Below are 25688 nucleotides of genomic sequence, written 5' to 3'. Positions count from 1 at the left end.
CTGTTCCCATGACGGAACTCGCGGAGAACAAACTCGCCGAGAACAAGGCCCTCTCGCGGCAACCCGACGTCGACGCGTTGCCGCTCGGTCCTCAGTCCCTGGTGTGGAAGTACTTCGGCGACAACCGGATGTATCTCATCGGACCTCGACCCGCAGTGCTGCAGAACATGCTCGCCGAGCTCGGGCAGGGCGTGCTCGACCACTCGGTGTTCTTCGACGACACCGCCGCCCGCGTGAAGCGGTCCATCCCGCCGATCATGATGACCGTCTACGGCGCCGAAGACAGCGCCGAAGGACGCAAGGTCCGCGACTTCCACACGGACATCAAGGGCACCATTGCCCGCCCGGATGGCACTGTGGCCCGCTACAGCGCGCTCAATCCGGAGACCTACTTCTGGGCGCACGCCACGTTCGTCGAGCAGGTGCTGTACTTCGCCGACACGTTCGTCAAGAAGCTGTCGGATGCGGAGAAAGAACAGATCTACCTCGAGTCCAAGACGTGGTACCGCCGCTACGGGGTCAGCGATCGGGTGATGCCGGCGACCTACGCGGAGTTCGAGGCCTACTGGCAGCGCATGCTCGACCACATCGTCGTCGCGCATCCCACCGCGAAGTACGGCGTCGGTTACGTCACCAAAGGCTTCCCCTGCCCGAAGGGGGTGCACCCGGCGGTATGGCGGGTGGTGTCGGTGGCGTTCAACCCGCTCGCGGCGTTCCTCACCACCGGCGGTCTGCCCCCGCAGGCCCGCCGCCTGCTCAACCTGCCGTGGAGTGACCGTCAGGAGCGCAGGTACCAGCGGTTCGCGGCGCTGTGGCGGACCCGGCCGGTCAACTGGGTGTGGGACCGGTTGCCGATGACGGTGCGCTACAACAAGTACGCCCAGGAGGGTTATGGCCGCGGTTGACCGGGGGAATTCCGGGACGGAGCGCATCCTCGACGCCGCGGTCGCCGAGTTCGAACGGCACGGCTTCCGCCGGGTCGCGCTCGACGACGTGGCGCGCCGGGCCGGGGTCAGCCGCACCACGATCTACCGCCGCTTCGCCAACCGCGACGAGCTGGTCGCCGCGGTGGTGGAGCGGGAGAACGCCGCACTGTTCGCCGACATCGCGCGGGAGCTCAGCGGGTCCGGGCCGCAACAGAACTATTACGTCGAGGCGTTCACCCTCTCGATCGTGAAGTTCCGACAGCACCGAGTGCTCAACGCGATGCTGGCCGAGGATCCCGGTTATGTGCTGGAGCTGGCGCATCGACACTGGTCGGCCGCCGTCGAACGAATGGCCGAGGCGCTGCGGATCATCTTCCCGGCCGGCTTCGCCGAACGCATCGGGGTGCGCGTGGTCAACGAGCTCGCCGACACGATTCTGCGCTACGCGGCGATGGTGTTGCTCCTGCCGAGCGTGTCGCCGCTCGACACGGCCGATGAGATCCGCGAGTTCGCGCGCCGGCATTTCCTGCCGAGCCTGCCGACCGAACTGAGACCTGTCCCGGCGTAACTTCTCTTTTGTTTTGCCGATCACACTTTCGGTTAGTCGTTAGCCCATGAGCAGCGACGACCAAGAACAATCCGGGGCCGAGCGCAACGCGTCGACGAACGTTGCTGACGACCCCGACGCCAAGATCACCGAAAAGCCCGAGGTGACCGACGAGCACCGCGAGGCCGCCAAGGAGATGCGCAAGGAGTACGAGGAGGAACGGCCGACGATCGTCATGCCCGGGACCGGCGGCACGGTCGCCGGGACCGCCGTCAACGAATGGGTCGACGAGAACGGGGACCCGAAGTTCGGCAAGGACGGCGAAGAGGCGGATCCGGATTCCTCGGACTCTTCGGCCAACGACGCGCAGGCGGCGCAAGCCCAGAATTAAGGTGGGCGGGTGTGAGCACCCTCAACCGCGTGGCTCCCGCCTTTGTCGACATGGCCCATTCGATCGTTTGGGCGTCCTGTGCAACGGTCGACGCCGACGGCCGGCCGCGTTCGCGCGTCCTGCATCCGATCTGGCAGTGGGACGGTATCGACCTGTTCGGCTGGATCGCCACGGTGCCGAGCCCGGTGAAACGGGCACACCTCGCGGTGCACCCGCAGATGTCGGTGAACTACTGGGCGCCGAGCCACGACACCTGCAGCGCAGACTGTCTCGTCGAGTGGTACACCGACGACGAGACGCGTTCGGCGGTGTGGGACATGTTCGCGACGGGCCCGGAACCCGTCGGCTACGACCCGCGGATCATCCCGCAGTGGCGTGACGGCCCGACCTCGCCGGAGTTCGCCGCGCTGCGGTTGGCGCCCTACCGTTTGCGGGTGATGCCCGGCACCGCGATGACGCAGGGCACCGGCGAAATATTGGGCTGGACCTCGGAGACGAGCTGACGACTACACCCTGTAGTTGACGCGCCGCGGGCGGCTGGGACACTGGGGAGCATGGGTTCTGACGCTGCCGTGACCGAGCAGTCGGCGCGGTTGTTCGCCGATGCGTGCGCGCTGATCCCCGGCGGCGTCAACTCGCCCGTCCGGGCCTTCAACTCCGTCGGCGGCACGCCCCGGTTCATCACCTCGGCCAAGGGCTACTGGCTGACCGACGCCGACGGCAACCGCTATGTCGATCTGGTCTCGTCGTGGGGGCCGATGATCCTCGGGCACGCCCACCCGGCCGTCGTCGAGGCGGTGCAGCGGGTGGCCGTCGACGGTCTGTCGTTCGGTGCGCCGACGCCCTCCGAATCCGAACTGGCCCGCGAGATCATCGACCGGGTCGCCCCGGTCGAGCGGCTGCGGATGGTCAACTCCGGCACCGAAGCCACCATGAGCGCCATCCGCCTGGCCCGCGGTTTCACCGGCCGCCCCAAGATCGTCAAATTCTCCGGCTGCTATCACGGCCACAGCGATGCGCTGCTGGCCGACGCCGGCTCCGGGGTCGCGACGCTGAGTCTGCCGTCCTCGCCGGGCGTGACGGGGGCCGCTGCGGCCGACACCATCGTGCTGCCCTACAACAACGTCGCCGCAGTGGAAGAGATCTTCGGGCGGTTCGGCGGTGACATCGCGGCCGTCATCACCGAGGCCAGTCCGGGCAACATGGGCGCGGTCCCGCCCGTGGAAGGGTTCAACGCCGCGCTGCGGCGCATCACGGCCGACCACGGCGCACTGCTGATCGTCGACGAGGTGATGACGGGATTCCGGGTCAGCCGATCGGGCTGGTACGGCATCGACCCCGTCGACGCCGACCTGTTCACGTTCGGCAAGGTGATGAGCGGCGGCCTCCCGGCGGCGGCGTTCGGCGGCCGCGTCGAGGTGATGGAGCGGCTCGCCCCGCTCGGGCCGGTGTATCAGGCCGGCACGCTGTCCGGGAACCCCGTCGCGATGGCCGCCGGGCTGGCGACGCTGCGCGCGGCCGACGACGCGGTGTACGCCGCGCTCGACGCCAATGCCGACCGACTCGATCAGCTGCTCACCGACGCCCTCACCGAAGCCGGCGTCACCCATCGGGTGCAGCGCGGCGGCAACATGCTCTCGGTGTTCTTCACCGCCGAACCGGTCACCGACTTCGCGACCGCCCGCGCCAGCGAGACCTGGCGTTTCCCGGCGTTCTTCCACGCGCTGCTCGAGGCGGGCATCTATCCGCCGCCCAGCGCCTTCGAGGCGTGGTTCGTCTCGGCGGCGCTCGACGACGAGGCGTTCGACCGGATTGCGGCGGCGCTGCCCGCCGCCGCCCGGGCCGCGGCGGAAGCGACGAAGCCGGCATGACCGAGAAGACAACAGTGCACGTCATGCGCCACGGTGAGGTGCACAATCCCGAGGGCATCCTCTACGGCCGCCTGCCCGACTACCACCTGTCCGACCGCGGCCGGGCGCAGGCCGAACGGGTCGCCGACTGGCTCGCCGACCGCGACATCGTCTACGTCGTCGCGTCCCCGTTGGAACGGGCGCAAGAGACGGCCACTCCGATCGCCGCGCGACACGGTCTGGACATCGCCACCGACGACGAGCTCATCGAATCGCTCAACGTCTTCCAGGGCGAGCGCGTCTCGCCCGGGGACGGGGCGCTGCGCGATCCCCGCAACTGGCGGCATCTGCGCAATCCGCGTACCCCGTCGTGGGGGGAGCCCTACACCGAGATCGCGGCGCGGATGACCGCGGCGCTGCACCGCGCCCGCGTCCAGGGCGCCGGACACGAGGCGGTGTGCGTCAGCCACCAGCTGCCCGTCGAGACGCTGCGCCGGGCGATGACCGACCGGCCCCTCCACCATTTCCCGACGAAGCGGATGTGCAATCTGGCGTCGCTGACGTCGTTCTACTTCCACGGCGACACCTGCGTCGGCTGGGGTTACGCGGAGCTGGCCGGACAGTGAGATGGCTGGCGGTGCTGCTGGCGAGCGCGGGGATCCTCGCGCTGGCCGGTTGCTCCACCGGTAACGACGCCGTCGCCCAGGGCGGCACCTTCGAATTCGTCGCCCCGGGCGGCAAGACCGACATCTTCTACGATCCGCCCGCCGACCGCGGTAGGCCCGGCCCGCTGTCCGGACCCGACCTGCTCGACCCGGCCAAGACGCTGTCGCTCGACGACTTCGCGGGCAAGGTCGTCGTCGTCAACGTCTGGGGTCAGTGGTGCGGACCGTGCCGCACCGAGATCACCCAGCTCCAGCAGGTCTACGACGCCACCCGCGCCGACGGCGTCGCTTTCCTCGGGATCGACGTGCGGGACAACAATCGCGACGCCGCCGTCGACTTCATCCGCGACCGCGGCATCACGTTCCCGTCGATCTACGACCCGCCGATGCGCACGATGATCGCGTTCGGCGGCCGGTATCCGACGACGGTCATCCCGTCGACCGTGGTGCTCGACCGCGACCACCGGGTGGCCGCGGTGTTCCTGCGCGAACTGCTCGCCGAAGATCTGCAGCCGGTGGTGGAGCGCCTCGCATCCGAGAACGGCCCGGCACCCGCAGCGGAGCAACAGCCGTGACCGGATTCGCCGAGATCGCCTCGGCCGGACCCGTACTGCTGGCCCTGGCCGTCTGCGTGCTGGCCGGGCTGGTGTCGTTCGCGTCGCCGTGTGTGGTGCCGCTGGTGCCGGGCTACCTGTCGTATCTGGCCGCGGTGGTCGGCGTGGACGAATCGCGCCCCGACGAATCCCGCCGAAATGAACACACGGGCGGGAAAGTGCGAGAAAGCTCCGCCGTTTCGTCGATCTCGGCGCCGCGCACCGCCCGCCTACGCGTCGCGGGCGCGGCCGCGCTCTTCGTCGCCGGGTTCACCGCGGTCTTCCTGCTCGGCACCGTCGCGGTGCTCGGCATGACCACCACGCTGATCACCAACCAGGTGCTGCTGCAGCGCATCGGCGGGGTGCTGACGATCGTGATGGGTCTCGTCTTCGTCGGCCTCATCCCGGCTCTGCAGCGGCAGGCGCGGTTCACCCCGCGGCAGCTGTCGACGGTCGCCGGGGCGCCGCTGCTCGGGGCGGTGTTCGGCCTCGGCTGGACCCCGTGCCTCGGGCCCACGCTGACCGGGGTGATCACGGTCGCGTCGGCCACCGACGGCGCCAGCGTCGCCCGCGGTGTCGCACTCGTCGTGGCCTACTGCCTGGGTCTCGGCATCCCGTTCGTTCTGCTCGCCTTCGGGTCGGCCCGCGCCGTCCAGACCATGGGCTGGCTGCGACGGCACACCCGCACCATCCAGATCTTCGGCGGCGTGCTGCTGTTGGTGGTCGGCACGGCGCTGGTCACCGGGCTGTGGAACGACTTCGTGTCGTGGGTCCGCGACGCGTTCGTCAGTGACGTCAGGCTGCCGATCTGATGAGGCGCGTCTTCGCGTACGCCCGCAACACGTGGCGCACGCTGACCTCGATGGGCACCGCGTTGGTGCTGCTGTTCCTGCTGGCGCTCGCCGCGGTCCCCGGCGCTCTGCTGCCGCAGCGCAGCCTCAACGAATCGAAGGTCGACGAGTACCTCGTCGAGCACCCCACGCTCGGCCCGATTCTGGACCGGCTGCAGGCGTTCGACGTGTTCTCCAGCTTCTGGTTCACCGCGATCTACGCGCTGCTGTTCATCTCCCTGGTGGGCTGCCTGACGCCGCGCCTGGTCGAACACGTCCGCAGCCTGCGCGCGGTGCCGGTGCCCGCTCCCCGCAACCTCGCCCGGCTGCCCAAACACCATGAGGCGCAGGTAGAGGGCACCGTTCCCGTCGTCACCGAGCGGGTGACCTCGAGTCTGCGGGGCTGGCGCAAGACGGTGCGCACCGAAGGGGAGGTGGCGGCCGGAGCCGCCCCGGCGGCGACATCGATCGAGGTGTCGGCCGAGAAGGGATACCTGCGGGAGTTCGGCAACATCGTCTTCCACTTCTCACTGCTGGGCCTGCTCGTCGCGATTGCCGCAGGAAAGCTCTTCGGCTATGAGGGCAACGTCATCGTCGTCGCCAACGGCGGCCCGGGCTTCTGCTCGGCCACACCCGCCGCGTTCGACTCCTTCCGCGCCGGCAACACCGTCGACGGCACCTCGCTGTATCCGATCTGCCTGAAGGTCAACGACTTCCAGGCCGACTACCTCGACACCGGCCAGGCCACCTCGTACGCCGCCGACATCGAATACCAGGCCGGCGACGATCTGGCGTCGAACACCTGGCGGTCCTACCGGCTGAAGGTCAACGAACCGCTGCGTGTCGGCGGGGACCGGGTGTACCTGCAGGGCCACGGGTACGCGCCGACGTTCACGGTGACGTTCCCCGACGGCCAGACCCGCACCCAGACGCTGCAGTGGCGTCCCGACGACCAGTTCACGTTCCTGTCGTCGGGCGTCATGCGGTTCGATCCGCCCGCGGGCACCTATCCCGACGCCGACGAGCGCCGCGAGAACCAGCTCGCCATCCAGGGGTTGTTCGCCCCGACCCAGCAGCTCGACGGCACCCTGCTGTCGTCGCGCTTCCCCGCGCTGCAGGACCCCGCCGTCGCCGTCGACATCTACCGCGGCGACACCGGGCTCGACACGGGCCGCCCGCAGAACCTGTTCTCCCTCGACGAGCGGCTCATCGGCCAGGGCCGGCTGACCCGCGAGGCCCGCGTGAACCTCAGCGCCGGTGCCGAGACCCGGCTCGACGACGGCACCGTCGTGCGTTTCGACGGCGCCGTGCCCTTCGTGAATGTGCAGGTGTCGCACGATCCCGCGCAGATCTGGGTGCTGATCTTCGCGATGACGATGATGGGTGGTCTGATGGTCTCGCTCGTGGTCCGCCGACGCCGGGTCTGGGCGCGGATCACCCCGCGGGGCCCGGGTACCGTTGGCGTCGAGCTGGGCGGGCTGGCGCGCACCGACAACTCCGGCTGGGGCGACGAGTTCGAGCGGCTGGTGACGCGGTTGCTGGCCGACCATCCCGACGCGGCGGCGACGGCGGCCGCGCCGTCAGAAGAGAGAGTCACATGAACGGAACCGAGATAGACCTCGGTCTGGCCCGGTACTCCGACTGGGCGTTCACCTCGTCGGTTCTCGTCCTGGTGGTGGCGCTGCTGCTGCTCGCGATCGAGCTGGCCTACAGCAGAAGCCGCAAGGTCGAGCGCCGGGACCTGGTCGGAGCCGCTCCGGCGGCGACATTCGGCCGGGTCGCCACGGTGGGCGCGGACAGCGCGACCCCCGGCGTCGTCGTCGCCGACGAGCCGCGGCGCCCGTTCGACGAACGCATCGGCTCGGCCGGGCTGGCGCTGATCTACGTCGGCATCGGGCTGCTGCTGGCGTGCATCGTGCTACGCGGCCTGTCCACCTCACGGGCGCCGTGGGGCAACATGTACGAGTTCATCAACCTGACCAGCTTCTGCGGGCTGGTGGCCGCGGCCGTTGTGCTGCGCCGCCCGCAGTACCGCGCGCTGTGGGTGTTCGTGCTCGTCCCCGTGCTGATCCTGCTGACGGTGTCGGGCAAGTGGCTGTACTCGCACGCGGCGCCGGTGATGCCGGCCCTGCAGTCCTACTGGCTGCCGATCCACGTGTCCGTGGTCAGCCTCGGCTCGGGCGTGTTCCTCGTCGCCGGTGTGGCCAGCATCCTGTTCCTGCTCAAGATGTCGCGCTTCGGCACGCCGACCTCCGACGGCGCGTTCGCCCGGGTGGTCAACCGGCTGCCCGACGCCCAGACGCTGGACCGCATCGCCTACCGCACCACCATCTTCGCGTTCCCGGTGTTCGGGTTCGGCGTCATCTTCGGTGCGATCTGGGCCGAGGAGGCGTGGGGCCGGTACTGGGGCTGGGATCCCAAGGAGACGGTGTCGTTCATCGCGTGGGTGATCTATGCGGCCTATCTGCACGCCCGCTCGACCGCAGGCTGGCGCGACCGCAAGGCCGCCTGGATCAACATCGCCGGATTCGTGGCGATGGTCTTCAACCTGTTCTTCATCAACCTCGTCACCGTCGGCCTGCACTCCTACGCCGGCGTGGGCTGATGGTCGATCAGCCGGCGGACTTCCGGTCGCAGCAGCGGTTCAGCGATCCCGCAGCCGCCGACCCGCTGGCAGCGCCGGAGTGGACAGCGCCCACCCCACCCACCGGCTTTCCCGCCGTCATACCGCCGGTGCCACCCGCCCAGGCGGCCGTGCCACCCCCTGCACCGCGGCCCGCGGCTTCCCGCGGCTGGCGCCGGTGGCTGCACCTCGGCGACAGCTCGAAGGCGCTCCACCGCGAACAGCTCGCCGCCCGCATCGCCCAGCCGCTGACCGGGTGCTACCGCATCGCGGTCGTATCCCTGAAGGGCGGCGTGGGCAAGACGACCGTCACCGCGACACTCGGCGCCACCCTGGCCGCCGCGCGGTCGGACCGGGTGGTCGCCGTCGACGCGAACCCGAATCGGGGCACCCTCAGCCAGCGGGTGCCGGTGGAGACCCCGGCCACGGTGCGGCACCTGCTGCGCGACGCCGAGGGCATCGACAGCTACAGCGCCGTGCGCGGCTACACGTCGCAGGATCCCAGTGGGCTGGAGGTGCTCGCCTCGGAGAGCGATCCTGCGGTGTCGGAGGCGTTCAGCGCCGACGACTTCCAGCAGACGCTGTCGGTGCTGAGGCGGTTCTACAGCGTGGTGGTCACCGACTGCGGAACGGGTCTGATGCACTCGGCGATGTCCGCGGTGCTCGACAGCGCGGATCTGCTCATCATCGTCAGCACCGGGTCGGTCGACGCGTCACGCAGCGCCGCCGCGACGCTTGACTGGCTCGACGCCCACGGCCGACATGCACTGGTGGCCGACGCGGTCGCGGTCGTCAACGCCGTGCGGCCTCGGTCGGGGAAGGTCGATCTGCAGAAGGTGCAGGATCATTTCTCGCGGCGCTGCCGGGCGGTGCAGGTGCTGCCGTTCGATCCGCATCTCGACGAGGGCGGCGAGATCGACCTGCAGCGTCTCAAGCCGGCGACCCGGGATGCGCTGATGGAGCTGGCAGCGGTCGTCGCCGACGGCTTCGCGCGTTCAGCGCCAGAGGGCGGCGCGCGGACAGCGTACAGCGGCGACGCACGCGAATAGCGCGGCCGCTACTGCCGCGGGTTGTTGTCGTCCTGGCCGAGCCGGCGCAGGAAATCGGGGTCGTCATCGGGACCGATCACCCGCCGTGCCGGACGGCTCGCATCGGCCCGCATGAGCCGCCAGCCGAGGTACACCACACCGGCCACGACGAGTATCAGGAGCAAATACGCCACACAAACCTCCTGTCACGAATATACGCGCCGTCGGTACCCTCATGAGCGTGTCAGACAGTCGCTCGAGTTCTCGTCTGGTCGTCGATGTGCTGCTCTACGTCGCGGCCAGGTTGGCGTTGGTGGCGGCCATCGCGGCGGTGATCGTCGGAGTGGCGCATCTGCTCGGGCTGCGGGAGTTCCCGATCGTCGTCGCCGTGCTGTTCGCGATCGTGATCGCCCTGCCGCTGGGCATGTGGCTTCTCGCGCCGCTGCGCAACCGGGCCACGGCGAGCATCGCGGCGGTGGACGAACGGCGCCGGCGCGACCGCGAGCAGCTGCAGGCCCGGCTGCGCGGTGAAGAGCCGCCGCCGTCCAGCGACGGAACCTGACAGTCCGTGCCCGTCCGGGCGGCGTTCGGCGCCGAATTCGCAGGTGCCGCTGGGTTTCTCAATTCGCCCACGTACGGCCTGCCGCCGCAGTTCGTCATGCGGGCGCTGCAGGATCGGATGGCGGATTGGCAGGCCGGCACGATGGACGCCACGTCCTTCGACGAACCCGTGCGGGCCGCGCGGTCGGGGTACGCCGCGCTGGTCGACGTGTCCCCGGCATCGGTGGCGCTGGCCGGGAGCACATCGGCGGCCCTGGGCATGGTGGCGGCCGCGATTCCCGACGGCAGCAGAGGCGCCACCCTGGCTGGCGAGTTCACCAGCACCACGTTCCCGTTCGCCGCTCAGGCCGCGCGCGGCGTCTCCCTCGTCGAGCTGAGTCCCGACGAGCTGCTCGCCACCGCCACTGATTACGACTTCGTGACGTTCAGTCTGGTGCAGTCCGCCTCCGGCGCGACGCTGGACGTCGAGGCCCTCCGGACGGGCCTCGCCGGCACCTCGACCACGACGATCGTCGACGTCACCCAGGCCGTCGGGTGGAAGGCGCTGAACCTCGGCTGGGCCGACGTCACCGTGGCGTCCGTCTACAAGTGGCTGCTTGCGCCGCGGGGCGCGGCGTTCATGTCGGTCAGCGACCGAACGGCCGCGGCGATGATCCCGCACGCCGCCAACTGGTACGCCGGGGAGCGGCCGTGGGAGTCGATCTACGGCCTACCCCTGCGGTTGGCGCACGACGCGCGCCGCTTCGACACCTCACCGGCATGGTTCAGCGTCCTGGGGGCCGGTATGTCATTGCCGTGGCTGGCGTCGCTGGACGCGGCCGAGGTCGAGGCGCACACCGTAGGCCTGGCCGGACGGTTGCGCGCCGAACTGGGCTTGCCGCCGCATCCGTCGGCGATCGTGTCGCTGCCGTCCACGGGTGCGGCCGAGTCGCTGCCGGCGGCGGGGATCCGCGCGTCGGTCCGCGCCGGCGCCGTCCGGGTGGGCTTTCACCTGTACAACACCGAGGACGATCTGGATCGCCTGCTCGACGCGCTGTCCCGGTAGCGGTCAGCTCGCGAACGTCAGCGCCAGCGCGACGGCGACGGCCAACACCAGCATCGTCAGCCCGGTGTCGCGCAGCACCGGGATCAACTCACGCCCACCCGCGCCGCGGCGCACCGGCTGCGCGGCGCGCACGGCCAGCGGCAGCGCCACCAGACCGGCCGCACACCAGGGTGTGGCGAGCGTCAACACCAGCGTCAACACGAATGCCGCCGCGACCAGCGCCTGGAACAGCACCCGGGTTTGGGCGTCGCCGAGCCGGACGGCCAGCGTGATCTTGCCGGACTCGCGGTCGGTGGGGATATCGCGCAGGTTGTTGGCCACCAGCACGGCCGACGACAGGGCGCCCATCGCGACCGCCGCGGCCAGCCCCACCCAGTCGACACGGCCGGCCTGGGTGAACTGGGTGCCCAGCACCGCGACCAGACCGAAGAACACGAACACCGCGATCTCGCCGAACCCCAGATACCCGTAGGGCTTGGCGCCACCGGTGTAGAGCCAGGCGCCCGCGATGCAGACGGCGCCGACTGCGATCAGCCACGGGGCACTGACCACCGCGAGCGCCAGCCCGGCCACCGCGCCGACCGCCAGGCTGATGACGGCGGCGGTGAGCACCGCCCGCGGGGAGGCCGACTTCGACCCCACCAGTCGCAGCGGTCCGGCGCGCACGTCGTCGGTGCCGCGGATGCCGTCGGAGTAGTCGTTGGCGAAGTTCACGCCGATGATCAGCGCGACGGCGACGATCAGCGCCAGCAGCGCCTTCCACCACACCGCGCCGTCCAGCCACGCCGCCGCGCCGGTCCCGGCGATGACGGGGGACACGGCGTTGGGCAGCGTCCGGGGACGGGCGCCCTCGACCCACTGCGCGAAACTGGCCACGTGCGCAATCGTCGCACGACCCCTCCGTCGGTTCCCCGCGCTGCCCGATGGTCGACAATGGACCGATGCTCGGAGTCATCGGCGGTAGCGGCTTCTATTCGTTCTTCGGCGACGACGCCCGCCCCGTCAGTTTGGACACCCCCTACGGCCCGCCGAGCGCACCGATCACGGTGGGCACCGTCGGACAGCACGAGGTGGCGTTCCTGCCGCGGCACGGCGTGAACCACGAGTTCTCGCCGCACACCGTGCCGTACCGGGCCAACATGTGGGCGCTGCGAGCCTTGGGTGTGCGGCGGATCTTCGGGCCGTGCGCGGTCGGCAGCCTGAAACCCGAACTCGGCCCGGGTGCGATGGTGGTCCCGGATCAGCTGGTGGACCGCACCACCGGGCGGGCCGACACCTACTTCGACTCCGGCGGCATCCACGTCGGATTCGCCGATCCGTACTGCCCGACGCTGCGGGCCGCGGCGGCCGATCTGCCCGGTGTGTTCGACGGCGGCACCATGGTGGTGATCCAGGGGCCACGGTTCTCCACGCGCGCGGAGAGCAAATGGTTCGCCGGGCAGGGCTTCACGCTGATCAACATGACCGGCTACCCGGAGGCGGTGCTGGCTCGGGAGCTCGAGATGTGTTACGCCGCAATCGCGTTGGTCACGGATCTAGACGCGGGCATCACCACCGGTGAGGGCGTGCGCGCGGTGGATGTCTTCGCCGAGTTCGAGCGGAATCTGGTGCCGTTCAAGCAGGTCGTGCACGAGGCGATCGCCGGGGTCGACCTCGAACGCACCTGCCGCCACTGCCAACCGCACGACGGCATCACCCTGCCCATCGAGTTGCCGTGAGAGTGCTGCTGACGGGCGCCGCCGGATTCATCGGATCCCGGGTCCGGGCGGCGCTGTCGGCGGCCGGACACGACGTCATCGCCGTGGACGCCATGCTGCCCGCCGCGCACGGCCGCAGCGCCCCGACCCCCGAAGGCGTGCACGACGTCGACATCCGCGACGCGGCGGCGCTGGCGCCCCTGCTCGAGGGCATCGACGTGGTGTGCCATCAGGCCGCTGTGGTGGGCGCCGGGGTCAACGCCGCCGACGCCCCCTCCTACGGCAGTCACAACGACTACGGCACAACGGTTCTGCTGGCGGAGATGTTCGCGGCCGGAATCGACCGGCTGGTGCTGGCGTCGTCGATGGTGGTCTACGGGCAGGGCCGGTACGACTGCCCCGAACACGGGCCGGTGCAACCCGCGCCGCGGCGCCGCGACGACCTCGACGCCGGTCGCTTCGAGCACCGCTGCCCGCTCGGTGGTGAGCCGCTGCGGTGGTCGCTGGTCGACGAGGACGAACCGCTGCGGCCCCGCAGTCTCTACGCCGCCAGCAAGGTCGCCCAGGAGCACTACGCGCTGGCGTGGGCCGAAGCCACCGGCGGTGCGGTGGTGGCGCTGCGCTACCACAACGTCTACGGCCCGCACATGCCGCGTGACACCCCCTACAGCGGGGTCGCCGCGATCTTCCGCTCCCAACTGGAGAACGGCGACGTGCCAAGGGTTTTCGAGGATGGTGGGCAGATGCGGGACTTCGTCCACGTCGACGACGTGGCGGCGGCGAACCTGGCCGCCGTGGAGTCCGGCCTCAGCGGATTCGACGCGTTCAACGTCTGCTCCGGACGTCCCATCTCGATCATGGAGGTCGCCGGCGAGCTGTGCGACAGCCGGGGCGCCGAACGCCCGGTCGTGACGGGGCAGTACCGCAGCGGCGACGTCCGCCACATCGTCGCCTCTCCGGCCCGGGCCGCCGAGCGTCTCGGCTTCCGGGCGGTCGTCGACCCGCGGGACGGCTTGGCGGAATTCGCATTTGCGCCGTTACGGGATTGACGCGCCGATCTCATCCGTTCGGATGACGCGGTGCGAGCCCGCGCGGTGGTTGATTTCCCGCATGACCGATGCACATGTCGCCGCTCTTCCGCTGGCTCCGAAGAATCCGCTGTCCTACTGGCAGCGCGCGCGAGCGCTGCGGGAATATCACACCGGCATGGCCACCTTGCGTGATGCCGGCGGGCCGGTCAGCCGTTTCACCATGGCGCCGCGCCGGCTGATGCCGCCGATCGTCGTCGCCGCGTCTCCGCGTGCGCTGCGTGACGTGCTGGGGCGACACGACGGCGCCGTCGACAAGGCGACGATCCATCAGGAGATGCGGATCATATTGGGCGACAACCTGTTCGACCTACCCCATGACGAATGGCTGCCACGCCGGCGGGCGCTGCAGCCGGTGTTCACCAAGCAGCATGTCCGTCAGTTCGGCGGCGATATGGCCGAGGCGGCGGAGACAGTGGTCGCCGGCTGGACCGAGGGAGGCGACGTCGACCTCGACGCGGAGTGCCGCCGGCTGACGCTGCGCGCCCTGGGGCGGTCGGTGCTCGGGCTGGATCTGGACGCGCGGGCCGACTGCATCGCCGAGCCGCTCAGGACCGCACTGGGATACATCGCCGGGCGCGCGACCCGGCCGGTCCGTGCGCCGCGGTGGCTGCCGACGCCGGCGCGGCGACGGGCACTGGCCGCCCGCGCGACGATGACCGCCCTCGCCCGCGAGGTGCTGGTGGGCTGCCGCGCGGATTCGTCTCGACGCGCGCCGCTGGTGCGGGCATTGATGGCCGCGACTGATCCGGCGACCGGGCAGGGGCTGTCCGACGACGCCATCTGCGACGAGCTCCTCGTGTTCATGCTGGCCGGACACGACACCACCGCCACCACCCTGACCTACGCGCTGTGGCAACTGGGCCGTCATCCCGATGTCCAGGACCGGGTCGCCGCCGAGGTGGCCCGGCTCGGTGACCGGGAGATCACCCCCGAGGACGTCGCCGGCCTCGGCTTCACCCGTCAGGTTCTGCACGAGGCGCTGCGCCTGTGTCCACCCGGCCCCACCGGGACACGAATGACGCAGCGCGACATCGAGGTCGACGGCTACCGGGTACCGGCGGGGACGCTGGTGCTCTTCGCGATCATGGCGGTACAGCACGACCCTCGGCTGTGGGAACGTCCGCTGGAGTTCGACCCCGACCGGTTCAGCCCGGAGAACTCAAAGGGGCGGGACCGCTGGCAATACCTACCGTTCGGCGCAGGCCCGCGGTCGTGCATCGGCGACCACTTCGCGATGTTGGAGGCGACACTGGCGCTGGCCACCATCGTCCGCCGGGTACAGCTCGATGCCGTGGACGCGGACTTCCCGCTCGCCCTGCCGTTCACCATGGTCGCCGGCGGCCCGATCAGGGCGCGTGTCCGGGCCCGCAGGGTGACGCCCGATAATGGGCGTTATGAAGTCCTCGCTTGGTGAACAGTTCGGCATCGATTTCCCGCTCTTCGCATTCAGTCACTGTCGCGACGTCGTCGCCGCGGTGACCAACGCCGGCGGTTTCGGAGTGCTCGGTGCGACGGCCTACTCGCCGGAACAGTTGGACCGGGAGCTGACCTGGATCGACGAGCACGTCGGCGGTAAGCCCTACGGCGCGGACATCATCGTGCCGGCGAAATTCGAGGGCAAGGGGGAGAACCTCTCGCGGGGGCAGCTCGTCGACCGCATCCCCGCCGAATACCGCGAGTATGTCGCGAAACTGCTCACCGACCACGACATCGAACTCGAGTCCCAGCCGCGGTTCGGCGCCTCGATGCTCTCCGGCGACACCGGCCGGGAGCTGCTCGACGTGGCGATGAGTCATCCCATCAAGCTGATCGCCAACGCGCTCGGCGTACCGCCGGACTACATGATCGAGGCCGGCCGTGAACACGGGGTGCCGGTCGCCGCGCTGGTCGGTGCGCGTGAGCACGCCCTGAAGCAGGTCGACGCGGGAGTGGACCTGATCATCGCGCAGGGCACGGAGGCGGGCGGACATTGCGGTGAGGTCAGCACGCTGGTCCTCGTGCCGGAGGTGCTCGAGGCGCTCGAGCAGGCGGGCGTACAGGTGCCCGTGCTGGCCGCGGGTGGCATCGTGACCGGCAGGCAGATGGCGGCGGCGGTCGCGATGGGCGCCGACGGCGCCTGGACCGGATCGGTGTGGCTCACCACCGAGGAGGCCGAGACGGCGCCGCACACCGTGCAGAAGATGCTCGCCGCCACCTCGCGCGATACGGTGCGGTCCGCGGGTCGGACGGGAAAGCCCGCGCGACAACTGGTTTCGGACTGGACGCAGGCGTGGGCGCCGCGGGGCGAGCGGTCGCCGCTGCCGTTGCCGCTGCAGAACATGCTCGCCGAACCGGTGCTGCGCCGTATCGACGTGCTCGCCGCGCAGGGACATGAAGGCGCGCAGGAGTTGTCGACCTACTTCGTCGGGCAGGGCGTCGGGTTGATGAACAAGGTCAAACCCGCCCGTGAGGTGGTCCGGGAGTTCATCGAGGACTACGTCGCGGCCACCGAGCGGCTGGGGAACTCGCTACCGGACTGACCCCGCGAGCGCACGGTTGTTGTACGTAACGCCCGAGTGGCGGCGTCAACAACCGTGCCGTCGGCGTCGGGATCAGTCGAGGCTGGCGAGAGGCAGCCGCACCTCGAAGCGGGCGCCGTTGTCGAGGTTGTGCGCCGACAGCGTGCCCCGGTGGGCCTGCACCAGACCCGCGGCGATCGCGAGTCCCAGGCCCGATCCGCTGGGCAGCGACGAATCAGCGCGCGGCACACGGTGATTGGAGCCCCGGTAGGCGACGTCGAACACCCGCGGCAAGTCTGCCTCGTCGATCCCGACGCCGGTGTCGTCGACCCGCGCCCACGCGCCGTACTCGTCGGACCCGAGCGTCAGCTGCACGCGGCCGCCCTCGGGGGTGTGAGCGATCGCGTTGGCCACCAGATTCGACAGCACCCGCACCAGAGCGCGGTCGCTGCCCAGCACCCGCACCGGTTCGTCGGGCAGCTCGGCGGCCAGCTGCACTCCCGCACGCTCGGCGGCGATACGGTGGGCGGCCAGCACGTCGTCGACGACCTCGTCGAGGGCCACCCGATCGAAGACGGGTTGCACGGCGCCCGCATTGATCTTCGACATCTCGAACAGATCGTCGACCATCTCCGACAGCCGGATCGTCTCCTGCTCGATGTGCTTGGCGTGCGCACGGACCTCGTCGTCGCCGACCAGGCCGTCGGCGATGGCCTCCGAGACGGCGCGGATCCCGGCCAGCGGAGTGCGCAGGTCGTGGCTGACGAACGCCACCAGCTGCCGCCGCGACACCTCCGCGGCCCGCTCCGAATCGCGGATCTCCTGCTCCCACACCGTGCGTCGCGCCTGATAGCGCCCGAGCATGACCGCACCGGGGATCGTCACCACCGCGACCACCAGTAGCACCACGGCGATCGGGTCGTAGATCTCGGTGATCATGAAGCCGCTGGCGCCGAGCACCCCGCTGAACGTGGCCAGGGTCGGGATCAGCACCAGCACGACCATGCTCACCGCGAGCGACCACTGCCGGGCCAGCCGGATGATCAGCGCACCGATCACCACCACGGGTATCGAGCAGGCCAGCGCGGTGCCCGCGATCTCCCAGAGGTCAGTCGTCGGCACGGGCGGGCAGGCCTTCGCGCGCCGGGGTCTGCGCCGAGCTCCACATGTATCCGCGGCCCCATACGGTCTGCACCCGGTGCTGGTCGCCCAGCTTCGAGCGCAGCCGCTTGACGTGCACGGTGACCGTGGACAGGTCGCCGAAATCCCAGCGCCAGACGTGCTTGAGCAACTCTTCGCGGCTGAACACCGTGTCGGCGTGGGTGATGAAGAACAACAGCAGGTCGAATTCGCGGTTGGTGAGGCTGATCGGCACGCCGCCGACCGTGGCCGACCGGGCGGCCGTCGACACGGTGATGTCGCCGACGCGCAGATCCACCGGTGCCACCCCGGCCGGGGCGGGGGACCGGCGCAGCACCGACCGCACCCGCAGCGCGAGTTCGCGCGGGCTGAACGGTTTGGTCAGGTAGTCGTCCGCGCCGGCCTCCAGACCCGCGATCCGGTCATCCTCCTCGCCCAGCGCGGTCAGCAGGATCACCGGGACCGTGTAGTCGCCGCGCTGGCGCAGCGTGCGACACAGCGTCAGACCGTCGGGCCCGGGCATCATCACGTCGAGGACGGCCACGTCGATCCGCTCGGTGCCGAGCAGGCGCAGCGCTTCGTTGCCGTTCTGCGCGATCGACACGTCCAGACCGTCCCGCTCCAGATAGCGACGCACGACGTCGCGGACGACGGTGTCGTCGTCGGCGATCAATACGCGCGTCATGTGTCGAGGTTAGCTGTGGAATCCCCTCGCCCGGTCCCGCGTCATGGAATCGTCACCGTTCCCGCAGGTCGGCCTCCGGTGCGGTCGTTAGCCTCGGACCATGCCTGCCAGCCCGGTGACGGTCGTCCTGCCGTGCCTCGACGAGGCGGCGTCGCTGCCCGGGGTCCTGGCCGCGATGCCGCCGGGGTACCGAGCGCTGGTCGTCGACAACAACAGCACCGACGGCACGGGTGAGGTGGCCAGGCGCCACGGTGCCGATGTCGTCCACGAGGCGCGGCCCGGATACGGCTCAGCTGTGCACGCCGGAGTGGTGGCCGCGGCGACGCCGGTGGTGGCGGTGCTGGACGCGGACGGTTCGTTGGACCCGCGCGAGCTGCCGGCGCTGGTCGCCGAACTGGACCGCGGTGCGCAGATGGCGGTGGGACGACGCCGGCCGACGCCGGGCCTGCGGTGGCCGTGGCATGCGCGGCTGGGCACGGCTGCGGTGTGCTGGCGGCTGCGGCGCAGGCACGGCCTGCCGGTGCACGACATTGCGCCGATGCGGGTGGTGCGCCGGGACGACCTGCTCGCGCTCGGTGTGACGGACCGCCGCTCCGGGTATCCGCTGGAACTGCTTGTCCGTGCTGCTGCCGCGGGCTGGCGCGTGGTGGAGCGTGACGTCACCTACGGCCCGCGAACCGGGGGTAGGTCGAAGGTCAGCGGCTCGCTGCGTGGCAGCGTCGTGGCGGCCTTCGACTTCTGGCGGGTGATCGAGTGACCGAACTGCCGGTGACGGCACTGGTGGTGGCCAAGGCCCCGGTGCCGGGCCAGGCCAAGACCCGGCTGGCTGCGACGGTGGGGGATCAGATGGCCGCGGTGATCGCCGCCGCGGCGCTGCTCGACACGTTGGACGCGGTGCTGGCCACGCCGGTCGCGGGGCGGGCCGTCGCGCTGACCGGCGACCTGGACGAGGCGCGCCACGGCGCGGTGATCCGGAAACGGCTCGACGAGTTCACCGTGGTGACGCAGCGCGGCGACACCTTCGCCGATCGGCTGGTCCATGCCCACGCCGATGCGGCTGCAGCCACCGGCGATCGGCCGATCCTCCAGATCGGGATGGACACCCCGCAGGTCACCGACGAACTGCTGACCCGGTGCGCCGACGCGCTGCTGGCCACCGATGCGGTACTCGGACCGGCGATCGACGGCGGCTGGTGGCTGCTCGGCGTCCGGGACGCGCGAATGGCCGGCTGTCTGCGCGGCGTGCCGATGTCGCGCGCCGACACCGGCGAGCTGACCGTCAAGGCACTGCGTAACAACAGCCTGGAGGTGTCCGTGCTGGACGAACTGTCCGACGTGGACACCGCCGACGACGTCGAGCACGTCCGCCGGGAATGCGCACCCGGCACCAGATTCCCGTTCGCGACCGCCGCGGCCGGGTTGTAGCGCTCGATGCTGGGCAACCTCTACGACCGCGCGCTCGACGGCGAACGCTGCTGGATCCGCCAGGACGACGGTGCGGTCAGGACGCTGCCCGTGCGCAGCTGGCTGGGCGGCAGACACGCCGACCGCCGGTTCGACCGCGCGATCGTGCGGCTGTGCAGCGGTCCGACCATCGATCTCGGTTGCGGCCCAGGTCGTTTGGTGGTCGATCTGATCAAGAGCGGTATCCCCGCCCTCGGCGTCGACCAGTCCGCGACCGCGGTCGAACTCGCCCGCCGCAACGGGGCTCCGGCGCTGCGCCGGGACGTGTTCGGCGCCCTGCCCGGGCTCGGACGCTGGCAGACCGCGCTCCTCGCCGACGGCAACATCGGTCTCGGGGGTGACCCGCAGCGGGTGTTGCGCCGCGCCGCGGAGCTGCTGCGCCCGGGCGGGCGGTGCGTGGTCGAGTTCGACGCCAGAGCCGAGGGGATCCGGTACCAGCTGGTGCGGCTGGAGTCGTCGACGACCGTCGGGCCGTGGTTTCGCTGGGCATCGGTCGGAATCGGCAGTGCCGCAGCGCTTGCCGACGAGTCGGGGCTGAGGCTGGTGCAGATCCATCCGGTGGGTGGACGGACACTGGCTACGCTGGCGGCGGCGTGACGTCGCGACGCGAGGTCAACAGCCGAACGGCGTAGAGCGCCGCGCTGAGGCCGAACATCGCCGCGGTCAGCAGCAGCCAGCGGCCGAGGAAGGGCTCCTGTGTCAGACCCGTGGCCGCGCGGTATGCCGGTGCTCCCTGTTCGATGATCCCCGGCAGGAACACCACCAGCAGCAAGATCGATGCCAACAGCGGAATCCGGACGTGATTCACCACCGGGATACGCGACGGCACGAGGCGACTGCCTGCGCCCAGGGCCCGGTCGGCGAGCGCGTACAGCGGGAACACCACGAGATCGTGTCCGATCACCGCCGCGGCGAACCACACCGCGATCGACTGCCACCAGATGTGCGGATTCCACAGCCGCTCCGGACCCAGGGTGAGAACGGCGTAGCCGAACAGTGCGAAGCCGGCGAGCAGAGTCAGCAGATGAAAGGCGCTCGCTCCGTAGAGCTTCCGGAAGCTCATCGCCGCTCCACGAAGTCGATGGCCGCGACCCACTTGGTGTTGTGCACGCCGGGCAGCGCGGGCACGATCACCCGGGCCGGATAGCCGTGGTCCAGGGAGAGGTCGGCCTCGTTGACGCGCAACGCCAGCAGCGAATCGGGATGCCTGACCTGATTGCCCTGCAGCGTCGCCCGATTGAATCCGCCCCGTCGCTCCAATGACGACACCTGCGCCAGCGCGGGTTCGGCGACCCCGGCCAGGCGCGCGAGATCCCGCAGTCGCACACCGGTCCACGTCTGCGTGGTCGACCAGCCCTCCACGCATGCGATCGGCAGGAGCGCGGTGTGCTGTGGCATCGCCGCCAGGGCGGCGCGGTCGAGTGTCACCGGCGCGGCTCCGCCACGCAGTGTCAGCCGCCACCCCGCACCCGTCGCCTCGGGTCGGATGCCCGCGGCGACCGCAGTGCGATTGATCTGGAAATCGTTGGGGCCGTCGCCGTAACTGCGGCCGCGGGGCAGGAGCAGCGCCGCGTGGCGGGTGATTCCGCCCAGGGTCTGGCCGGCGGTCAACACGGCCATCAGCAGTGCACCGCCGCCGACCACCGCCAGCGCGCCGCGGCGGCTCACCGTGGGTGGTGCGGGATCGGCCGCGACCAACCCGTTCGGCTCGTAGGGTTCGGGCCGGGTGTCGGCAAGCGGGGTGCGCAGCACCGACCGCAGCGACATCGACCGCAGACCGCGCCACATGTGCGGGAGCTTGATGGCGACGTGGACGACGAAACCGGCGATGAACACCCAGGCGCCGAAGTAGTGCGCGGTGTAGAAGCTGAAGCCGAAGATGTAGTCGTACTGGATGTTGAGTACACCCGTGACGATCTCGAAGAGGACGCCGCCGACCAGCATCAGCAGCGAAAGACGTTCGAGCAGCTGGGCGATCGAGCGCGACGGCGGCCAGATGAACAACCGCGGGATCACTGACCACAGTTTGGCGAGCACCACCGGGATGAGCACCAACCCGAGACCCACGTGCAGACCCTGGTTGAGTCGGTACAGCCAGGACGGGTCGGTCGGCCAGTCGAAGGTCGGCAGCTTGAGCCAGCCCACATCGGCGGGGATGGCCTGGCCGAATTGCGGTCCGTATGCGATGTAGGACAGCAGTCCCGTGATGGTCACGATCGGCAGCGTGACCAGCAGCACCGCCCCGAGTGTCGACGTCAGCCACAGCCCACGGATCGGGCTGCGCCACCGTGGTTTCCGCTCGGTTTCGTCACCCACGGGGTCACCAGTTCGTCAGGATCAGATGGTTCAGCAGCAACGCTCCGGTGACGTTCACCGCGAGCCACCAGCGCTGCGTGCGGGCGGGCAGCAGCGCCCCGGCCGCCACCAGCCACATGGTGAACGGCAGCCAGATGCGTTCGGTCTCCGCTTTGCTCAGCATGCTCAGATCGGCCAGGACGATGGCGGCGAGTGCACCCAGTACGACGATGTGCAGTCCCGACCGGGCACGGATCGCCGCGACGTCGAACACGCGGCCCAATGCCGCGACGGTGCCGAGCCCGATCGCGCAGATGGTCGAGGCGAAATTCGCCCAGCCCCAGTACTGGAAGGGCCGCTCGGTCGCGATGCCCTGCCAATACCGCTCCTGCACCAGGTGATAACCGTCGAACCACCAGAACCCGGCCGCCGCGAACACCAGCACCACCGCCAGCGCACCGGCCACCGCGGGAACGAACGCCCGCACCGCCGAGCGACGATCGGCCGCGCAGATCAGCACCGCCAGCGCGGGTAGTGCCATGAGTCCCAGCCCGTAGTTGAGGAAGATGCCCCATCCGAGCAGCAATCCCGCTGCCGCGGCGGCCCACTCGGGAAAGCGGACCGTCCGCCGGACCGCCAACGCCAGCAGCGCGATGCCCCACGCCGCGACGCCGGCGAAGTAGCCGTCGGCCGACACCGCAACCCAGATGGCCGTCGGTGCCACCGCGAGGAACGGCGCTGCGCGGCGTGCAGTCTGCTCGTCAGTCAGGGCGCGGACCGCGACGAGGATGGCGGCGGCCACGCTCGAGCCGATCAGCAGACAGAACAGGCCGGCCCAGGCGCCGCCGCCGAGCCCCAGGCGATCCAGCCAGACGAACGTCAGCAGGGCACCCGGCGGGTGACCGGAGACGTGGGTGATCCAGGAGTCGGGCTGGAAGTCGAGGATGCGGTCGGCGAACGTGCGGACCGCGAGTGGGATGTCGGTGACGGTCGGCACCTGCCGCAGGTATTCGTGCTTCGCTGTCAGCCGCCCGGCGAAGCCGCGCTGCCAGCCGTCGATCATCGCCAGCGAGAACGCCCACGCGCACGACGTCGCCCAAGCGCCCAGCACCAGCGCCCGCCACGTCAGGCGCTGCGCGAGCGTCTGACCCCACAGCACTGCGGCGACACCGATCGCGATCGCCGGAACCGTGCCCCACCCGACGTGCGCGTTCCACCAGCCGAACACCGGCGAGGTGGCAGCGAAGGTGCGGAACCGTTCGGGTGTCGCGTTGAGCAGCGGGGTGACCACGTCCAAGTGCAGATGCGGGACGACGAACGCGGCGATCAGCACCGTCAGTCCGATGGCGACGGCGATGGTCTCCCTGCGATGGGCCCGCACGCCGCCAGCCTAGGGGCCGTACCTGACTGACCCGGCTGACGTTTCGGTGACGCCGATCAGTACAGCTGTTCTCGCAGCGTGTTCTCGGAGAAGTACTCGTCGCGTTGCGCGTCGGTCAGATCGGGGGTGAACGCCTTGGCCAGCTGGGCGACGCTGGGCACCGCCGTCGGATCCCAGCGCTCCGGCTGCCACGCGTTCGACCGCAGGAATGCCTTGGAGCAGTGGAAGAACACCTCGTCGACGCTGATCTCCAGCGCGAGGATCGGCCGCTTGCCCTTGACCGCCATCGCGTCGAAGTAGTCGGCGTCGGCGAGCACACGGGCGCTGCCGTTGATCCGCAGGGTATCGCCACGGCCGGGAATCACGAACACGGTGCCGACGCGCGGGCGTTCCAACACGTTGAGATAGCCGTCGACGCGTTTGTTGCCCGGCCGCTCCGGGATTGCGATCGTGGCGTCGTCGACGATGTGGACGAACCCTGGCGGATCGCCCTTCGGTGACACGTCGAGTCGGCCCTGCGCATCGGTGGTCCCGACGAAGGCGAGAGCCGCTGCACCCAACCATTCCCGGTGCACGTCCGACAGTCGCGGGCTGACCTTGTTGGCGACGTAATGGTTGGGGTGACCGACGATGTCGCGCAGTTCCTCGACGGATGTCACTTCGCGGCGCATACCCCCATCATGGCGCGTGTTCATCCGAAGCGGGTCGCCAGCGCGCGGCGATCGACCTTACCGATGCCGCGGCGCGGCAGCGCGTCGAGCACATGGACCTCGCGGGGCGCGGCCGTCGGGTCGAGATCGGCCGCGACGTGGCTGCGCAGGTCCGCAACGGTCGGCCCCGCCGCGCCCTCCGCCAGCACGATCGCCGCCACCACGCGCTGCCCGAGTCGCTTGTCGGCCACGCCGAACACTGCGCACTCGATGATCGCGGGATGGCGGCTGAGCACAGCCTCCACCAGTTGCGGCAGCACCGTCAGCCCACCGGTGCTGATCGCGTCGTCGGCCCGCCCGAGCACCCGCAGCACGCCGCCCTCCACGGCGCCGAGGTCATCGGTGCGGAACCAGCCCGGTTCCGCGAACGGATCGGGTTGCACCGGGTTGCGGTACCCCTTGGCGACGGTCGGGCCGCCCAGCAGAATGCGCCCATCCTCGATCCGCACCTGCACCCCGTCCAGCGGCACCCCGTCGTAGACGCACCCGCCCGCGGTCTCGCTCATCCCGTAGGTGCGCACCACCGAGACCCCGGCCGCTGCGGCTCGGTCGGCCAGCCCCGGCGGCATGGGACCGCCTCCGATGAGCACCGCGTCGAGTCCGGCCAGCGCATCGCGCGCGGCAGGGTCGCCCAGCGCCCGGTCCAGTTGTACGGCCACCAGCGAGGCATAGCGCCGGCCGGGGCCCATCCCGGCGATCGCCGAGACCAGCTCGTCCGTGGTGAACCGTGCCGACAGGGCGACCGGCGAAGTGCCGGCCACCACGGCGCGCACCACCACCTGCAATCCGGCGATGTGATGGGCGGGCAGGGCGAGCAGCCAGCGGCCCGGCCCGCCGAGTCGGTGGTGCGTCGCGTGCGCGCCTGCGGTCAGGGCGCCGGCGGTGAGCATGGCGCCCTTGGGGGTGCCCGTGGTGCCGGAGGTGGAGACCACCACCGCGACGTCGTCGTCGATCGGCTCGCCGGCGCGCAGGGCGGCGGCCAGGCCGTCCGCGGCGGCGGGATCGTCGGCGGCTGTCGGCAGGATCGCCGGGCCGCGGCCACCGAGCGCGTCCTCGACGGTCGGCAGTATCGACAGCGCCTCGGCGCCCGGCGGTACGGGCACGGCGCGCAGGACGGCTATGCGTCCCCCTCGGCGTCGCGCGGATCGTCCAGCGGCCAGCCCTGTGTCGCCAGTCGGGCGCGGACGCGTTCGAGATCCTCCGGGGTGGGTAGTTCGTCGGTCAGATGGGTGATCAACACCCCGATGTCGATGTGGTCGACCTCGTCCGCGTCGCGCAGTCCCGCCACCACGGTGCGGACCTCGTCGTCGGTGAGCCGTCGCTGCAACAGCGCCAGCAGCGGCACCCGGTCTGCCCCGGGCACACCCTCGGGGTACCCCGACGTGATCCAGGCGACGATCCGGGCGAGGAAATTGGTCACGGCTTCACTTCCATGGTGAGGGCTGCATCGAGAATCAGAGGCCGCCGCAGAGCACTCGATGATATCGCCGCGCCCTGAGATGACCGCTGTCCGAGGCGGCGCGCGGTCCGCGAATCCCCCGGCGAGGGCCAACGCCGCGCGGACGCCGGATGAACAGTGGATGAACAACCCTGCAGGTTCGCCGAAACCGCAGAACACGCCGGAAATCAGGGCCGCATAAGTTTGGTTGTGAGAGTCGTGGCGCAGCA

Annotated in this window: 30 protein-coding genes; 20 read left to right on the top strand and 10 right to left on the bottom strand. The window is 70.3% G+C overall.

The genetic code is table 11. The features are described from left to right. Positions 1-8 precede the first annotated feature (8 nt). Genes A5757_RS07125 through A5757_RS07075 form a run of 11 tightly spaced genes read left to right on the top strand, consistent with a single transcriptional unit; the run spans position 9 to position 9474 of the window. Entirely contained in the window at positions 9-905 is an 897-nt protein-coding gene (locus A5757_RS07125; protein ID WP_066830729.1) for an oxygenase MpaB family protein, read from the top strand. Continuing rightward, on the top strand, positions 892-1494 hold the full coding sequence (locus A5757_RS07120) for a TetR/AcrR family transcriptional regulator (RefSeq protein WP_066830727.1): 603 nt from the start codon (positions 892-894) through the stop codon (positions 1492-1494). The genes A5757_RS07125 and A5757_RS07120 overlap by 14 nt, the downstream gene beginning before the upstream one ends. Before the next feature lie 46 nt (positions 1495-1540). Further along, positions 1541-1864, top strand: coding sequence for a hypothetical protein (locus tag A5757_RS07115; RefSeq protein ID WP_066830724.1), 324 nt, complete (start codon positions 1541-1543; stop codon positions 1862-1864). A gap of 50 nt (positions 1865-1914) precedes the next feature. Further along, positions 1915-2367, top strand: coding sequence for a pyridoxamine 5'-phosphate oxidase family protein (locus A5757_RS07110; RefSeq protein ID WP_369815919.1), 453 nt, complete (start codon positions 1915-1917; stop codon positions 2365-2367). A 51-nt stretch (positions 2368-2418) separates the two neighbouring features. Next, a complete protein-coding gene (hemL, locus tag A5757_RS07105; RefSeq protein ID WP_066830718.1) occupies positions 2419-3735 on the top strand; it encodes a glutamate-1-semialdehyde 2,1-aminomutase in 1317 nt (438 codons plus the stop codon). After that, positions 3732-4340 (top strand): histidine phosphatase family protein, encoded by a 609-nt coding sequence (locus A5757_RS07100; protein ID WP_066830715.1) that lies wholly within the window; start codon positions 3732-3734, stop codon positions 4338-4340. Before hemL ends, A5757_RS07100 begins: the two co-directional genes overlap by 4 nt. Beyond that, positions 4337-4954, top strand: a complete 618-nt coding sequence (locus tag A5757_RS07095) for a TlpA disulfide reductase family protein (RefSeq protein WP_066830712.1) — start codon at positions 4337-4339, stop codon at positions 4952-4954. Before A5757_RS07100 ends, A5757_RS07095 begins: the two co-directional genes overlap by 4 nt. Further along, the gene (locus A5757_RS07090; RefSeq protein WP_066830709.1) at positions 4951-5784 is read left to right on the top strand and encodes a cytochrome c biogenesis CcdA family protein; all 834 of its coding nucleotides are present in this window, start codon (positions 4951-4953) and stop codon (positions 5782-5784) included. The genes A5757_RS07095 and A5757_RS07090 overlap by 4 nt, the downstream gene beginning before the upstream one ends. Then, entirely contained in the window at positions 5784-7403 is a 1620-nt protein-coding gene (locus tag A5757_RS07085) for a cytochrome c biogenesis protein ResB (protein ID WP_066830708.1), read from the top strand. The genes A5757_RS07090 and A5757_RS07085 overlap by 1 nt, the downstream gene beginning before the upstream one ends. Next, positions 7400-8407 carry a c-type cytochrome biogenesis protein CcsB gene (gene ccsB / locus A5757_RS07080; RefSeq protein WP_066830706.1) on the top strand — a complete coding sequence of 336 codons (1008 nt, stop codon included), beginning with the start codon at positions 7400-7402 and terminating at the stop codon, positions 8405-8407. Before A5757_RS07085 ends, ccsB begins: the two co-directional genes overlap by 4 nt. Continuing rightward, positions 8407-9474 (top strand): MinD/ParA family protein, encoded by a 1068-nt coding sequence (locus tag A5757_RS07075; protein WP_066830702.1) that lies wholly within the window; start codon positions 8407-8409, stop codon positions 9472-9474. The genes ccsB and A5757_RS07075 overlap by 1 nt, the downstream gene beginning before the upstream one ends. Positions 9475-9482: 8 nt before the next feature. On the opposite strand, the gene A5757_RS23405 is transcribed toward A5757_RS07075, so the two are convergent. Beyond that, the gene (locus A5757_RS23405) at positions 9483-9647 is read right to left on the bottom strand and encodes a hypothetical protein (RefSeq protein WP_197497283.1); all 165 of its coding nucleotides are present in this window, start codon (positions 9645-9647) and stop codon (positions 9483-9485) included. A gap of 47 nt (positions 9648-9694) precedes the next feature. Here A5757_RS23405 and A5757_RS07070 point away from each other — a divergent pair, with 47 nt between their 5' ends. Together A5757_RS07070 and A5757_RS07065 are read left to right on the top strand one after the other, a co-directional pair. Then, positions 9695-10015 carry a DUF4229 domain-containing protein gene (locus tag A5757_RS07070; RefSeq protein ID WP_156618221.1) on the top strand — a complete coding sequence of 107 codons (321 nt, stop codon included), beginning with the start codon at positions 9695-9697 and terminating at the stop codon, positions 10013-10015. 6 nt (positions 10016-10021) lie between these two features. After that, the gene (locus A5757_RS07065; RefSeq protein ID WP_066830697.1) at positions 10022-11059 is read left to right on the top strand and encodes an aminotransferase class V-fold PLP-dependent enzyme; all 1038 of its coding nucleotides are present in this window, start codon (positions 10022-10024) and stop codon (positions 11057-11059) included. A gap of 3 nt (positions 11060-11062) precedes the next feature. Here the strand turns inward: A5757_RS07065 and A5757_RS07060 are convergent, their stop codons facing one another. Continuing rightward, entirely contained in the window at positions 11063-11935 is an 873-nt protein-coding gene (locus A5757_RS07060; protein ID WP_066830694.1) for a 1,4-dihydroxy-2-naphthoate polyprenyltransferase, read from the bottom strand. A gap of 65 nt (positions 11936-12000) precedes the next feature. On the opposite strand from A5757_RS07060, the gene A5757_RS07055 reads away from it, so the two are divergent. The 4 genes from A5757_RS07055 to A5757_RS07040 all read left to right on the top strand — a co-directional run bounded on the left by A5757_RS07055 (position 12001) and on the right by A5757_RS07040 (position 16366). Further along, positions 12001-12777, top strand: a complete 777-nt coding sequence (locus A5757_RS07055; RefSeq protein ID WP_066830866.1) for an S-methyl-5'-thioadenosine phosphorylase — start codon at positions 12001-12003, stop codon at positions 12775-12777. After that, positions 12774-13805 (top strand): NAD(P)-dependent oxidoreductase, encoded by a 1032-nt coding sequence (locus A5757_RS07050; protein ID WP_066830691.1) that lies wholly within the window; start codon positions 12774-12776, stop codon positions 13803-13805. The genes A5757_RS07055 and A5757_RS07050 overlap by 4 nt, the downstream gene beginning before the upstream one ends. Positions 13806-13866: 61 nt before the next feature. Further along, positions 13867-15261: a cytochrome P450 gene (locus tag A5757_RS07045; protein ID WP_066830861.1), complete on the top strand. Its 1395-nt coding sequence runs from the start codon at positions 13867-13869 to the stop codon at positions 15259-15261. Further along, positions 15242-16366, top strand: coding sequence for a nitronate monooxygenase family protein (locus tag A5757_RS07040; RefSeq protein ID WP_066830688.1), 1125 nt, complete (start codon positions 15242-15244; stop codon positions 16364-16366). Before A5757_RS07045 ends, A5757_RS07040 begins: the two co-directional genes overlap by 20 nt. Positions 16367-16438: 72 nt before the next feature. Here the strand turns inward: A5757_RS07040 and A5757_RS07035 are convergent, their stop codons facing one another. Continuing rightward, positions 16439-17467, bottom strand: coding sequence for a cell wall metabolism sensor histidine kinase WalK (locus A5757_RS07035; RefSeq protein WP_066830686.1), 1029 nt, complete (start codon positions 17465-17467; stop codon positions 16439-16441). Then, on the bottom strand, positions 17454-18170 hold the full coding sequence (locus A5757_RS07030) for a response regulator transcription factor (protein WP_066830684.1): 717 nt from the start codon (positions 18168-18170) through the stop codon (positions 17454-17456). Before A5757_RS07030 ends, A5757_RS07035 begins: the two co-directional genes overlap by 14 nt. Positions 18171-18270: 100 nt before the next feature. On the opposite strand from A5757_RS07030, the gene A5757_RS07025 reads away from it, so the two are divergent. From A5757_RS07025 to A5757_RS07015, 3 genes are read left to right on the top strand one after another with little or no spacing between them, the layout of a single operon-like run. Beyond that, positions 18271-18927, top strand: a complete 657-nt coding sequence (locus A5757_RS07025; RefSeq protein WP_066830682.1) for a glycosyltransferase family 2 protein — start codon at positions 18271-18273, stop codon at positions 18925-18927. Further along, positions 18924-19595 (top strand): DUF2064 domain-containing protein, encoded by a 672-nt coding sequence (locus A5757_RS07020; RefSeq protein WP_066830679.1) that lies wholly within the window; start codon positions 18924-18926, stop codon positions 19593-19595. The genes A5757_RS07025 and A5757_RS07020 overlap by 4 nt, the downstream gene beginning before the upstream one ends. 6 nt (positions 19596-19601) lie before the next feature. Next, a complete protein-coding gene (locus A5757_RS07015; RefSeq protein WP_066830676.1) occupies positions 19602-20231 on the top strand; it encodes a methyltransferase domain-containing protein in 630 nt (209 codons plus the stop codon). Here the strand turns inward: A5757_RS07015 and A5757_RS07010 are convergent. From A5757_RS07010 to A5757_RS06985, 6 genes are read right to left on the bottom strand one after another with little or no spacing between them, the layout of a single operon-like run. Then, a complete protein-coding gene (locus tag A5757_RS07010) occupies positions 20212-20697 on the bottom strand; it encodes a hypothetical protein (RefSeq protein WP_066830674.1) in 486 nt (161 codons plus the stop codon). The genes A5757_RS07015 and A5757_RS07010 overlap by 20 nt on opposite strands. After that, complete coding sequence (locus A5757_RS07005; RefSeq protein ID WP_066830672.1) at positions 20694-21950, bottom strand: molybdopterin-dependent oxidoreductase; 1257 nt, start codon at positions 21948-21950, stop codon at positions 20694-20696. Before A5757_RS07005 ends, A5757_RS07010 begins: the two co-directional genes overlap by 4 nt. A gap of 4 nt (positions 21951-21954) precedes the next feature. Further along, positions 21955-23310, bottom strand: coding sequence for a hypothetical protein (locus A5757_RS07000; protein ID WP_066830670.1), 1356 nt, complete (start codon positions 23308-23310; stop codon positions 21955-21957). A 56-nt stretch (positions 23311-23366) separates the two neighbouring features. Then, positions 23367-23981: an MSMEG_1061 family FMN-dependent PPOX-type flavoprotein gene (locus A5757_RS06995; RefSeq protein ID WP_066830668.1), complete on the bottom strand. Its 615-nt coding sequence runs from the start codon at positions 23979-23981 to the stop codon at positions 23367-23369. Positions 23982-24001: 20 nt separating this feature from the next. Next, on the bottom strand, positions 24002-25123 hold the full coding sequence (gene menE / locus A5757_RS06990; protein WP_231983908.1) for an o-succinylbenzoate--CoA ligase: 1122 nt from the start codon (positions 25121-25123) through the stop codon (positions 24002-24004). A 14-nt stretch (positions 25124-25137) separates the two neighbouring features. Further along, on the bottom strand, positions 25138-25440 hold the full coding sequence (locus tag A5757_RS06985; RefSeq protein ID WP_066830665.1) for a DUF3349 domain-containing protein: 303 nt from the start codon (positions 25438-25440) through the stop codon (positions 25138-25140). Positions 25441-25688 lie beyond the last annotated feature (248 nt).

This window comes from Mycobacterium sp. 852013-51886_SCH5428379 (assembly GCF_001665575.1).
GTDB lineage: Bacteria > Actinomycetota > Actinomycetes > Mycobacteriales > Mycobacteriaceae > Mycobacterium.
The sequence above is the reverse complement of the archived record's forward strand: the minus strand, read 5'-3'. Positions and strand labels throughout refer to the sequence as shown.

What these genes read in the sequence shown, in the direction of transcription:
- A5757_RS07125 (WP_066830729.1), top strand. Translation starts at nt 9, where the DNA reads ATGACGGAACTCGCGGAGAACAAACTCGCCGAGAACAAGGCCCTCTCG.
- A5757_RS07120 (WP_066830727.1), top strand. Translation starts at nt 892, where the DNA reads ATGGCCGCGGTTGACCGGGGGAATTCCGGGACGGAGCGCATCCTCGAC.
- A5757_RS07115 (WP_066830724.1), top strand. Translation starts at nt 1,541, where the DNA reads ATGAGCAGCGACGACCAAGAACAATCCGGGGCCGAGCGCAACGCGTCG.
- A5757_RS07110 (WP_369815919.1), top strand. Translation starts at nt 1,915, where the DNA reads ATGGCCCATTCGATCGTTTGGGCGTCCTGTGCAACGGTCGACGCCGAC.
- hemL (WP_066830718.1), top strand. Translation starts at nt 2,419, where the DNA reads ATGGGTTCTGACGCTGCCGTGACCGAGCAGTCGGCGCGGTTGTTCGCC.
- A5757_RS07100 (WP_066830715.1), top strand. Translation starts at nt 3,732, where the DNA reads ATGACCGAGAAGACAACAGTGCACGTCATGCGCCACGGTGAGGTGCAC.
- A5757_RS07085 (WP_066830708.1), top strand. Translation starts at nt 5,784, where the DNA reads ATGAGGCGCGTCTTCGCGTACGCCCGCAACACGTGGCGCACGCTGACC.
- ccsB (WP_066830706.1), top strand. Translation starts at nt 7,400, where the DNA reads ATGAACGGAACCGAGATAGACCTCGGTCTGGCCCGGTACTCCGACTGG.
- A5757_RS07075 (WP_066830702.1), top strand. Translation starts at nt 8,407, where the DNA reads ATGGTCGATCAGCCGGCGGACTTCCGGTCGCAGCAGCGGTTCAGCGAT.
- A5757_RS07055 (WP_066830866.1), top strand. Translation starts at nt 12,001, where the DNA reads ATGCTCGGAGTCATCGGCGGTAGCGGCTTCTATTCGTTCTTCGGCGAC.
- A5757_RS07045 (WP_066830861.1), top strand. Translation starts at nt 13,867, where the DNA reads ATGACCGATGCACATGTCGCCGCTCTTCCGCTGGCTCCGAAGAATCCG.
- A5757_RS07040 (WP_066830688.1), top strand. Translation starts at nt 15,242, where the DNA reads ATGAAGTCCTCGCTTGGTGAACAGTTCGGCATCGATTTCCCGCTCTTC.
- A5757_RS07030 (WP_066830684.1), bottom strand. Translation starts at nt 18,170, where the DNA reads ATGACGCGCGTATTGATCGCCGACGACGACACCGTCGTCCGCGACGTC.
- A5757_RS07025 (WP_066830682.1), top strand. Translation starts at nt 18,271, where the DNA reads ATGCCTGCCAGCCCGGTGACGGTCGTCCTGCCGTGCCTCGACGAGGCG.
- A5757_RS07015 (WP_066830676.1), top strand. Translation starts at nt 19,602, where the DNA reads ATGCTGGGCAACCTCTACGACCGCGCGCTCGACGGCGAACGCTGCTGG.
- A5757_RS07010 (WP_066830674.1), bottom strand. Translation starts at nt 20,697, where the DNA reads ATGAGCTTCCGGAAGCTCTACGGAGCGAGCGCCTTTCATCTGCTGACT.
- A5757_RS06995 (WP_066830668.1), bottom strand. Translation starts at nt 23,981, where the DNA reads ATGCGCCGCGAAGTGACATCCGTCGAGGAACTGCGCGACATCGTCGGT.